Origin of the sequence: Deinococcus sp. (assembly GCF_030523985.1) — a bacterium.
Taxonomy (GTDB): Bacteria; Deinococcota; Deinococci; order Deinococcales; family Deinococcaceae; genus Deinococcus.
This window is the reverse complement of sequence record NZ_JAUNHK010000002.1, coordinates 29,569-35,726: the sequence shown is the minus strand read 5'-3', so window position 1 is coordinate 35,726 and position 6,158 is coordinate 29,569. Positions and strand designations below refer to the sequence as shown.

General features: G+C 66.8%; 7 protein-coding genes. 2 read left to right on the top strand and 5 right to left on the bottom strand.

The window, feature by feature from the left end:
- Nucleotide 1: 1 nt before the first annotated feature.
- Nucleotides 2–961 (bottom strand): TAXI family TRAP transporter solute-binding subunit, encoded by a 960-nt coding sequence (locus tag Q4C89_RS00705; RefSeq protein ID WP_303100689.1) that lies wholly within the window; start codon nt 959–961, stop codon nt 2–4.
- A 258-nt stretch (nt 962–1,219) separates the two neighbouring features.
- Here Q4C89_RS00705 and Q4C89_RS00700 point away from each other — a divergent pair, with 258 nt between their 5' ends.
- On the top strand, nt 1,220–2,023 hold the full coding sequence (locus Q4C89_RS00700) for an amino acid ABC transporter ATP-binding protein (RefSeq protein WP_303100688.1): 804 nt from the start codon (nt 1,220–1,222) through the stop codon (nt 2,021–2,023).
- Between the two features lie 97 nt (nt 2,024–2,120).
- Here Q4C89_RS00700 and bshC read toward each other — a convergent pair whose 3' ends face one another.
- Nucleotides 2,121–3,677 carry a bacillithiol biosynthesis cysteine-adding enzyme BshC gene (bshC, locus tag Q4C89_RS00695; protein ID WP_303100687.1) on the bottom strand — a complete coding sequence of 519 codons (1,557 nt, stop codon included), beginning with the start codon at nt 3,675–3,677 and terminating at the stop codon, nt 2,121–2,123.
- Between the two features lie 72 nt (nt 3,678–3,749).
- Nucleotides 3,750–4,433, bottom strand: coding sequence for a Crp/Fnr family transcriptional regulator (locus Q4C89_RS00690; protein WP_303100686.1), 684 nt, complete (start codon nt 4,431–4,433; stop codon nt 3,750–3,752).
- 97 nt (nt 4,434–4,530) lie between these two features.
- Here Q4C89_RS00690 and Q4C89_RS00685 point away from each other — a divergent pair, with 97 nt between their 5' ends.
- Nucleotides 4,531–5,271 (top strand): WecB/TagA/CpsF family glycosyltransferase, encoded by a 741-nt coding sequence (locus Q4C89_RS00685; RefSeq protein WP_303100685.1) that lies wholly within the window; start codon nt 4,531–4,533, stop codon nt 5,269–5,271.
- Between the two features lie 70 nt (nt 5,272–5,341).
- Here Q4C89_RS00685 and Q4C89_RS00680 read toward each other — a convergent pair whose 3' ends face one another.
- The gene (locus Q4C89_RS00680) at nt 5,342–5,836 is read right to left on the bottom strand and encodes a DinB family protein (protein ID WP_303100684.1); all 495 of its coding nucleotides are present in this window, start codon (nt 5,834–5,836) and stop codon (nt 5,342–5,344) included.
- A gap of 5 nt (nt 5,837–5,841) precedes the next feature.
- A complete protein-coding gene (locus tag Q4C89_RS00675; protein ID WP_303100683.1) occupies nt 5,842–6,054 on the bottom strand; it encodes a hypothetical protein in 213 nt (70 codons plus the stop codon).
- Between the last annotated feature and the right edge of the window lie 104 nt (nt 6,055–6,158).

The following is a 6,158-nucleotide window of genomic DNA, read 5'->3' as shown; positions in this document are numbered from 1 at the left end:
GTTACTTGACGTTCAGGCCCTGCTCCTTCCAGAACTTGACGGCTCCGGGGTGCAGGGGGGCGGGCAGGCCCTTGACGGCCTTGGCGTCGGCGTAGTTGTTGGCGAGGGCGGGGTGAATGGCCTTGAGCGCCTTTTCGTTGGAGAAGGCGGCCTTCATGGCCTTGTACACGGCATCGGCGTCCACGCTGGAGCTGGTGACCAGGGTGGCCTGCACCGCCACGCCGGGCACGGTCGCGCCCTGACCCTTGTAGCTCTTGGCGGGGATGTTGTAGCGCACGTAGAAGGGGTACTTCTTGAGCAGCGCGGTGGCCTGGTTGCCGCTGACGGGAATCAGTTTCACGTCGGTGGTCTGGGCAATCTGGGAGATGGCGCTGGCGCCCACGCCCACCGTGTAGAACAGGGCGTCGGCACGCTTGTCCTGCATCAGGCTGATGCCCTGGGCCGGCGACACGCGCAGTTGCTGGCCGAGGTCCTTAAAGTCCAGGCCGTAGGCTTCCATGACTTGCAGGGCGGTCTGCTCGGTGCCGGAGCCGAGGTCGCCCGTCACCACGCGCTTGCCCTTGAGGTCGGCGATGGTGTTGATGCCCGCGTCCTTGCGGACAATCACGTGCAGCACTTCGGGGTAGAGCACGGCCATGGAGCGCACGTTGGGGTTGGCCTTGCCCTTGAAGGCGTCAATCCCGGTGCCCTTGTAGGCGTAGTAGGCCACGTCGTTCTGCACGATTGCCATGTCGAGTTCGCCGGTCTTCAGGGCGTTCATGTTGAACACGCTGCCGCCGGTAGAACGGGCGTTGGCGCGGATGCCGCCCGCGTCGTTCATCATCTTTGCCATGCCGGTGGCGACGGGGAAGTACACGCCGGTGGTGCTGCCCGAGCCAATGGTAATAAAGGCGTTTTGGGCCAGGGCCACAGTCGCGGTGCCCGCGAGCACAAGGGCGCTGAGGGTCAGGGTCTTTTTCATGGGTATTCCTCCGTGTCACTCAGAAAAATGTCGTCTGGCCTGGGGCGAGACTCTACTTTCTGGTTAGGTGCGCCGATGCTAGCACACGCTGCCAGCGGGCTGGAGCCGCTTCCATCACAGTCCGACTGGGGATTTTTGCCGTTGATACCGCTCTGAAAAAAGGTTGGCGTATGCGAAATATTTTTCTAGGCCGTGTAGGGCAGACCATTTTTGCCAGAACACGCCCTGCTGTGGCCTGCCCCCGCTAGAATCTCTGGCATGACGGCTCCCAGTCCCGCTTCCCCCACTCCTGACCTCACCAAAACTTCGGCTCACGCCACGGTCAAAGGTGAGCCCATTATCGTGGCCGAGAATGTCCAGAAGCATTTCGGGTCTTTCCACGCCCTGCGCGGGGTCAACCTCACCGTGCGCCAGGGCGAGGTGGTGGTCGTCATCGGGCCGTCGGGGAGTGGCAAAAGCACCTTTATTCGCACCATCAACGCCCTCGACCCCCATGACGGCGGCTCGATCACGGTAGACGGCATTCCTCTTCAGGGCGCGAAAAATCTGGACGCCATTCGCCGCGAGGTCGGCATGGTGTTTCAGTCCTTCAACCTGTTTCCGCACCTGACCGTGTTGGAGAACATCACCCTGGCCCCGACCCGCGTGCGTGGCACGGGCAAGGCCGAGGCCGAGGCGCGGGGGCTGGAACTGCTGCGGCGCGTGGGCATCGCGGAACAGGCCCACAAGTACCCGGCCCAGCTTTCGGGCGGGCAGCAGCAGCGCGTCGCCATTGCCCGCGCCCTGGCGATGGACCCCAAAATCATGTTGTTCGACGAGCCGACCAGCGCCCTCGACCCCGAGATGATCAAAGAGGTGCTGGACGTGATGAAGGAGCTCGCCCGCTCCGGCATGACCATGCTGGTGGTCACGCACGAAATGGGTTTTGCCCGCGAAGTGGCCGACCGCATCCTGTTTTTCGACGCGGGCAACATCGTGGAAGACACCACGCCCGAAGCCTTCTATCAGAACCCGCAGCATGAGCGGGCGAGGCAGTTCCTGAGCAAGATTCTGGGGCATTAAAGCCAAGAGCGGAGGGCTAATAGCAGATGGCCCGCTCTAGCGTTAGCCTGAGCGAAGCCATCTGCCCTCCGCCCTTAGCCATCTGCTCTCAGCACCCTTACGGAATCTCCACCTCTCCCGCAAACCCCGCCTCCAGCGCCAGCAGTTGCCGCAGCGGGGTTTCGCCGTGTTTGAGCAGATAGGTCAGGAAGTTCATCTCCCGTTCCTGGGGCACGCCGTTCGGGAGCAGGTGCTTTTTGAGGCGGGTGAGCTGTCCGCCCCGTTCGTCCTCGGCGCGGGCGAGTGCAACTAGGGCGAGGCGTTGCAGGTGCGCCAGGCGGCGCTCGGTGCGCTCGGCGGTGCGTGCGGCGGCCTTTTGCAGGGTGGGGTCGAGTGCAGCGAGTTCGGCGGTCAGGGCGCTGAGCTGGCGCTGCACGTCGCTCAGGCGGTTCTGGGCGGTGGCGGCGGCGCTGTGCTCCCGGGCGATGGCGCGACCCAGTACGCCTTCGGGGTCGGCCTGCACCTCGGCGGCGGTGGCGTCCAGGCGGCGCAGCAACCGGGCCACGTTCGGCTCCAGCCACGTCACGCTCAGGCGGGGCCACAGCAGCGGCTGCTGAAGGCCGTGCAGCGGGTAGACCTCTTTCAACTCGGCTCCGTAGGCGATTTCGCCGGGGCCGACCACGAAGGCCAGCGTGGGCAGCAGCGTGTCCTGCACGGCGGGGCGCAGGCCAGCGGCGGGGGTCAGGCGGGTGGGGTCGGCTTCCAGCCGGGCCAGCAGCTCGGCGCGGGAATACCGGGCAGTTTCGGTCTTGAACACCTGCCCGTCGAATTTCAGCAGTCGGCGCTGCCCGTCCTTCTCCTCGATAAACAGGTTGGTCGCCTCTGCCGGGCGGCGCAGTTGCGGCACGAATCCGGCGCGGCTCAGGCGCTCAGCCGCCGCCTCGATGCGCTCCGACGATTCCAGCGGGTCGCGCAACTCGCGCTCCAGGGCCGGGGCCATCCGGCGGGCCAGGGCCGGGTGCATGGGGTCGAGCACCAGCACCCCCGCCGGGGCCAGCAGACCGTGAATGAGGCGGGCGAACACGTCGGCGTAGGAGCCGCCGCCCTGCACGGCGCGTTTCACTCGCTCAAGGACGGCGGCCCGGTACTCGGCGGGTGCATCGAAGCGGTCCAGCAGGGCCAGCACCTCGGCACTCCACTCCTCGCGCCAGGGCACCCGACCGATCGGGACACCTGCGGGCAGGTCGAGGGTCAGGCGGTGGAGTTCCTCGTTCATGTCCAGCAGGGTGGTACTGGCGACCTCGGCGGCGTCGTGGTCCTGACTGGCGACCCAGTACACGGCGACCACCGGGGCGTCCGGCGTGTCGAGTTGCCGCGCCAGCAGCGCCGCGCCCGCGCCCTTGTGGACGCTGTAGGCCGGACCAGTCAGCAGCCCCGCCTGTTGCCCGGTGACCACCACGCGGGAGGCCGGGTGCGCCAGCTTGTGCAGCAGTGCTTCTGTCTGGGTGTCCAGGGTACCCAGGCTCTGGTGATAGGCCCATAGCGCCTCTGCCAGGGCTTCCCGGTCGAGGTCGGGGCGCGTTTCGGCCTGGGCCTGCGCCACGTCATGAGGCGAGAGACGGATAAAGTCGCCCAGTTCGCCACGCCTGTATTCTGCTGCCACATTCCGCGCCATTCAGCGGCTACCCTAATACATTTGGGCGGGGGAGTCAGTCATCTGCGCTAACAACGTGGGTGGCAGGCAGGGTCAGAGCGGTTCGAGCGGCTGCCGTGACGCCTCGATCAGTCCGGCTTTGTCGGTCAGGACGATGCGGCGATACCCCAGGTCGAGCAGCCCCCGCGCCCGGAAGTCGCCCAGCAATTTGGTGATGGTTTCGCGGGTGCTGCCGACGCTGTGGGCGAGATCCTGGTGCGAGATGCGTTCCTTGAGGGCCAGCGTCCCGCTTTCCCACTCCCCCTCACGCTCGGCCAGCGCCAGCAGGGTGAGGGCGAGGCGCTGCGACACTTCCAGAAACACCAGACCGGTCAGGCGTTCGTGGACGCTGCGGGTCTGGCGCGTCAGTTGCTCGGTCAGGGCGGGCAGCAGCGTGGGGTACAGCGCGAACAGGCGGGACAGGGTGTCCGGCGCGACGTGCAGGGTTTCGACTTCGTCCACCGCTTCGGCGTACATGCCGTAGACTTCGCCCACCGTCCCTCCCAGGGCCGCGATGCCCAGCACCGCGCCGGGGCCGTGCACGTCCAGTGTAATTTCGCGGGCGCTGCTGCCCAGGCAATAGAGCCGCACCGTGCCGCGTGTGAGCAGGTGCAGCACGCTGGCCGGGTCTTCGGGCCGAAACAGCACTCCGCCCCGGCTCCAGCGCCCTGGCCGCCCAGCCGCCACGAGCTGTGCCTGAACCTCGGCAGGTAGAGTTCCGAACGCACCCGGCAACATGGTTCAGAGTATGCCGTATCGGACCTGCTTCTGCGCCTGCCACGCCACAGAGGGAAAAGCAACGGAAGTGGGGGAGGCGGGGCAGTACAATCCCCGCGTGACCAGTCCGCGAACGCGCCTGACCCTGTTTGACCTGCCGCTGGATGTTATTTCTCTGGAAGCGGCCCTGGAGCTGCTCGGCGAGTGGATGTTTCAGCCCGCGCCGACGCCGCATACGGTGGTCACCCTCAACCCCGAGTTCATCGTGCAGTCGCGCACCCAGCCCGAATTCGTGCGGGCCATGCAGGAAGCCGACTTGGTGACGGCGGACGGTGTGGGCATCGTGTACGCCGCCCGGCAACTGCACGGCGTGGAGGTGCCGCGTGCACCGGGCTTCGATCTCGCTGACGGCCTGATGGCCCGTTACGGTTCCGAACTGCGGGTCTTTTTTCTGGGAGCCAAACCCGGTGTCGCGGAGCAGGCCGCCCAGAACGCCGCGCAGGAGTACGGCATTCAGGTGGCGGGGGTGCACCACGGTTACTTCAAGCCCGAAGAAGACCAGCGGGTCGCCGAGCTCATAGGCCAGAGCGGAGCGCACCTGCTGCTGACGGGCATGGGCGCGGGGCGACAGGAAATCTTCAACGCCTACTGGAAACAGCTGCACCGCGCTCCCGTCGCCATCGGCTGCGGCGGCGTGATTGACGTGCTGGCCGGCACCGCCCAGCTCGCCCCCGACTGGACGCGCCGCATGGGAGTCGAGTGGATTTGGCGTGTGGTCGGCGACCGCAGCCGCTGGGGCCGTGCGCCCCGGTTGCTGCAATTCGTGCAGATGGTGCAGGCGGAAAAGCGCAGAGGGTAAGGAACGTAAAGGGTAAAGAGCAGAGGGTAGAGGGTATCTCTCTTCCCTCCACCCTCTGCCCTTTACTTCCTCACCACGTATCGCCCCCACCCGCAGGCGGCCACGCGCCGAGGACCTGACGCACGCTGATGATTTGCCCGAAGTGGTGGGTGGTGTGCAGCGCGAAGTCGGCCAGCAGCTCCCCGATGGTTTCCTCGTGGTTGACCGGACTGGCGAGGTCGGGCCGGGCGGCATGGGTGTCGATGCGGGCCAGCAGTTCGTAGAACTCGTTCTTGATGCGGCTCCAGTCGCCTGCCTGCACCGTGGGCCAGGTGTCGGCGGCGTGGGCGGGGTAGGGGAGGGCCTGACCCATCTCGATGATGTCGAGCATCCAGCGGTTCCACCAGTTCACGTGGGCGACCAGCTCGGCCACGCTATGCGGGAGCCCCGGCACATGCTGGGCCGCCTGTTCGTCGGTCAGGCCACTCAGGGCCGCTTCGACCCCCACGTAGGCCTGACCGCCGCGAAAGAGTCGGGGCAGCAACCGGGCAAAAGCGAGTTGGGCGCGTTCGTTGCGTTCAGTCATCGTGCCTAGTTTGGCAGAACTGGCGGCGCCGTTGGTTGCCCGAACATGAAGGCGAGCGCCAGCAGCAGCACCAGGGCGGCCAATAGCCCCATGACCAGCCAGCGCCGCTGCCGTGCCGAGCGGGCGAGGCGGGCTTGCTGGCCTGCGCCGGGCAGCAGGTTGGTGCGCGGGACTTCGGAGCGTGGCAGTTCCCAGGGGCGGAATTTCAGCCGTTTCATGCTTGCCCGCCCTGTGCCCACAGCGCCGCACCGACCAGGCCCGCGTCTGCCCCCAATTCGGCGGGCACCACCTCGGGCCGGGCGCGGGCGGGGAGGTCGGTCAG